At 62.9% G+C, this 3,710-nt stretch carries 2 protein-coding genes and 1 pseudogene; all 3 read left to right on the forward strand.

Annotated elements, in window-relative coordinates; all coding sequences use genetic code 11:
• Window positions 1–935 precede the first annotated feature (935 nt).
• A pseudogene (locus ABDZ36_RS12150) lies at window positions 936–1,075 on the forward strand (RNA-guided endonuclease InsQ/TnpB family protein); the annotation flags it as partial.
• 213 nt (window positions 1,076–1,288) lie between these two features.
• Entirely contained in the window at window positions 1,289–2,563 is a 1,275-nt protein-coding gene (locus tag ABDZ36_RS12155; RefSeq protein WP_211313247.1) for an NRAMP family divalent metal transporter, read from the forward strand.
• A gap of 4 nt (window positions 2,564–2,567) precedes the next feature.
• Window positions 2,568–3,344 (forward strand): sulfite exporter TauE/SafE family protein, encoded by a 777-nt coding sequence (locus tag ABDZ36_RS12160; RefSeq protein ID WP_211313246.1) that lies wholly within the window; start codon window positions 2,568–2,570, stop codon window positions 3,342–3,344.
• Window positions 3,345–3,710: the final 366 nt, after the last annotated feature.

A 3,710-nucleotide genomic window follows, 5' to 3' on the forward strand; every position in this document is an offset into this window, starting at 1 on the left:
ACCACATCAAAGCCCCACCCTCAACGAGCGAGGCCGCAAGGCCGAGCGAAGTAGGGTGGGGTCGGTTACTCCCGACGAACTGGACGAGTTACTCGCGTGACTCCGGTGGGTGTCTGACGGAGCGACGGTCCGTTCGCACTCACTCCCACACAGACCGCCGCCCCCGAATTTCCAAACACGACTTCTCGCGCTTTCTCGCTGCCTTCTACTGCGGGTTAGGTCAGTCCCAAACCCCGCGTAATCCCCGCAAGAATACGTGGAAATCTGGATTCGGTTGAGAGACGGACTGGGGCGACGTGGTGCGTTGGGGGCGCTCGATAGCGCTGGCGGGCGATGCGGGCGCTTGGCGGGGGACGTCGTCGCGCCCGCTGGGCGTCCAAAATCGATCGCCGTCTATCGGTTTTCGATGCGGATGCTGTCGCCGTCGAAGGGGTCGTCGCGGTCGATGCGGATCGGGGTGCGCGTCATCGAGTCGGCATCCGTGACAGGATCCCCCGGGTCAGGATTCTGGTTCTTTAGGCGTCAAAGAAGCTGTTTAGGGACAATTAGGGGCGCGGTCTCGACACACTCGAAACTGCCGTCACGCACGACGCCGTCGGCCCGCCACCGCAGTCGGCTGCGCCACCCATCGTCTTGCTCCTCTCACCATCGACCGAAATCTGCTGTTTCCACTCTTCCTTGCGGGGATTTCGACGGGTTTGGTTCCGCAAGGCCCCGATGCGAGAGCGCGGGACTAGTGATCCCTGCGGTGGCCGTGGCGCTCGGTGCGACCGCGTCGTGACTCCGGGCGCGAGTAGGACGGCCTGTTCGGCTCTCACCGTCCGGTAGCTCGTCGCTGGCCGAAAGCAGTTCATGCAGACGTGCGACGTCGTCGGCGCGTCCTCAACGGTAAAACGAGTGGCTCAGTGTGTGTCGAGATAGTCTTCGGGGACGGCGCGCGTTACGTTGGAGCGAAGAATATCGGGTGGCGGTATGTCCGTCGCGGCCTCCAATCGTTGCGGCGGAGGGGCGGCAGTCAGCTCGCCCTGAAGTTAGGAACCGGACGCCGAATTGGGCATTCATCCCGTCCGACTGACAAGTCTCGCGCCACCGTGCGCAGGGCCGTTGACCGACTAGCACGCAGTGAGAAGCCCGCCAAAGGTGTGCTAGTATCACACTCGATACTGATGGCCAGCTGAAAGGCGAGACACAACCTGTTTCCCTTCGCATGCACTTTACCAAGTGACGCGTCGATTGCTGGTCGTTGAGGTATTCGTTCGGTAACTGTCAGTTATCGTTTTCCCCTACTATGAGTGTTAGACATGCGATAGACAGTGTATCGCCCCCCTCGATCTCGGAGTTCTTCGAACAGTATGGGCTCGCGCTCGTAATGGTCGCGAGCTATTTCGGATCGGGGTCAGTATTCATCGCGAGCTCGGCCGGTGTCCGGTTCGGCTACACCCTACTGTGGGCCGTCGTCGGCGCGGTCCTCCTCGGATTCGTGGCACAGGACATGAGTGCCCGACTCGGCATTCACGGTGATTCGTTGGGTGCCTTCGCTCGAGAGAAACTCGGATCGACACTCGCAACTGTCGTGATGGTGCTCCTCTCGATTGGCTGTGTCGCCTGGACGCTCGAACTCACCGCCGCCGTCGGAAAGGGCATCGTCGTCCTGCTCGACCTGCAGGCACTCGGTTGGGAGCCATTCGCCTACCTGACCGGGCTTCTCGCCATCGTAATTGGCGTCCTCAGTTACGATGCCGTCGAGAAGATCATGGTCGCGATGATGTTTGCCCTGCTAGTCACGTACGTCGTCGTTGCCGGGGCGAGCAGCCCGGACCTCACCGCCGTCGTTGCCGGCTTCGCTCCGACAGGACTCTCGACCGGCTCGATGGCCCTCGCCGTCAGTATTCTCGGGACGACCGCCCTCTGGCCGAACTTCTTCCTCGAGTCGCGACTCGTCGAGGAGAAGGGGTGGACCGACCGCTCGGACATCCCCACGATGCGTCGCGACCTCGCGATTGGCTACGCCGTCGGCGGGATCACGACGATCGCAATCGTCATCGCCGCCGCCGCAGTTCTCCGGCCGGCGGGCTACGAGCAACTCGAGACGTTCCTCACACCCGGACGAGCGCTCGCGTCCGTCCTCGGCGAGTGGGCGATGGTCGTCTTCCTTGTCGGGACACTCACTGCTGCGTTCAACAGCATCATCCCCATCATGTGGGCACCCGCCTACATGATTCCCGAGGCACTCGGTGGTGAGTTCGCCGACAGTACCCGTCTGTTCAAAGGACTCTACGTCGGCGGGGTCGCCCTTGGGAGCCTCTCACCGCTCGTCCATCAGTATCTCGGGCTGAGCGTCATCGACATGATCATCCTCTTCCCCGCGTACAACGGTGTCGTTGGTCTCCCCATTACCGCCGTCCTCTTGTTCTGGGCAGTCAACGACGGTGACATTATGGGCGAATACACGAACGGCTGGAAGCTGAACGTCGTTAACAGCGCGCTCATCCTCCTCGCCATCTACTCGGCGTGGAGCGCCGGCCGATTCGTCATCAACGCGATCTTCACAGGCGGACTCTAAGCCGATGATCGCTGGCCTCCCCACGACGACGCTCGCACTCCTCGTCGTCCTCTCGCTGTTCGCTGGCGTCGGCATCACCGCCGTCGGCCCCGGTGGTATCTTCATCACTATCGCACTCGTCGCGCTCACCGACCTGCCGCCAGCGGTCGTCGTCGGCACAGCCAGTGCGACGTTCGTCGCGACGGGGCTGGTCGGGGCCGAGAGCTATCGACGCTCCGGCGAACTCGACTCACGGGGCGGCAAGCGGATGGCGCTCGTGTTGAGCCTCACCGGCTTCGCCGGTGCACTCGTCGGCGTCCATCTGAACGCGCTCATCGACGAATCGACGTTCAGTCTGCTGCTGGGCGTGTTCGTTTCGCTGACCGGCGTCCTCGTCTTCTACCGGACGCGATACGGAACGGCCGGGAACAACTACGACGTGATGACGCCCCGCGGAACGCTCGGTGTCGCCGGTATTGGGGCGTTTGTCGGTATCTCGGGTGGGCTCCTCGGTGTCGGTGGGCCGGTTCTCGCGGTTCCACTCTTGGTGGCGATCGGTGTCCCGATGCTGATCGCAGTCGGCGTCGCGCAAGTCCAATCGGTATTCGTCGCTGCCTTCGCGACGGCCGGCTACCTCGCGCAAGGCGCAGTCTCGTGGCCACTCGCCATCGCGATCGGCATCCCCGAACTCGTCGGCGTCGTCGCTGGCTGGAAGATCGCGCAATCCATCGACGCTGAAACCCTCACCCGAGTGCTCGCGGTCCTCCTACTCAGTCTCGGGCCGTATATCGCACTTCGGTGACAGCCCCCACAGTTGGCCAAACAGAGAACTCCGTGCCGTGGGATCTTCGCCGGCTTCGCTAAGCGAATCTGCACGTCATCCGCCCATTCGGGAGACGTGCGCACCGCTCGTGAACGGATCAACCGTCCAGACGACGTCCCCTGGCTGATAGTTGCGGCCAGCTGCCCGCATCAGTGATCCGACGATTGCCGGGCGGCGCGGCCCCCACTGGATCGTTCTTCGTTGTCCGTCTCCGAGGGGTGAGGCTGGTTCGGTTGTGCGTCCGCCCACGCCTCTGCCTCCTCCCGCACCTGAAGACCTGTCTCTTACCCATAAGTCTCAGGAGTGCAGTTCGTATCCCTCCGCCCAGGTCTGAAGTTTCTTGAG

The sequence above is a fragment of the Halarchaeum salinum genome (genome assembly GCF_039520965.1).
GTDB lineage: Archaea > Halobacteriota > Halobacteria > Halobacteriales > Halobacteriaceae > Halarchaeum > Halarchaeum salinum.

What these genes read in the sequence shown, in the direction of transcription:
- ABDZ36_RS12155 (WP_211313247.1), top strand. Translation starts at nt 1,289, where the DNA reads ATGAGTGTTAGACATGCGATAGACAGTGTATCGCCCCCCTCGATCTCG.
- ABDZ36_RS12160 (WP_211313246.1), top strand. Translation starts at nt 2,568, where the DNA reads ATGATCGCTGGCCTCCCCACGACGACGCTCGCACTCCTCGTCGTCCTC.